This window comes from Bradyrhizobium sp. sGM-13 (assembly GCF_018398875.1).
GTDB lineage: Bacteria > Pseudomonadota > Alphaproteobacteria > Rhizobiales > Xanthobacteraceae > Bradyrhizobium.
In genome coordinates, this window is the sequence record NZ_JAGWDK010000520.1 from 1 (window position 1) to 214 (window position 214).

The 214-nt window shown below is 60.3% G+C and carries 1 pseudogene; it reads right to left on the reverse strand.

The features are described 5' to 3' along the window. Positions 1 to 175: pseudogene (locus KJQ96_RS39860) on the reverse strand (IS110 family transposase); the annotation flags it as partial. Positions 176 to 214 lie beyond the last annotated feature (39 nt).

Below are 214 nucleotides of genomic sequence, written 5' to 3' on the forward strand. Positions count from 1 at the left end.
CCTCCATACCGATCAAGCACGGCGGCAGGTTGGCGAGCCGCGTTTCCACCTGGCCACGTGACCACTTCTGCCGCAGCACGATGGCGCCGCGGTCATCATGACCTACGAGGTGGAACGAGTTCTTGCCGATATCAATGCCGATCACGGCGATCGCTGCGTTGATTTTCTGAGACATGGCGTGCTCCTTGTCTTGAGCGCCCCTTGCCAGCTTCTC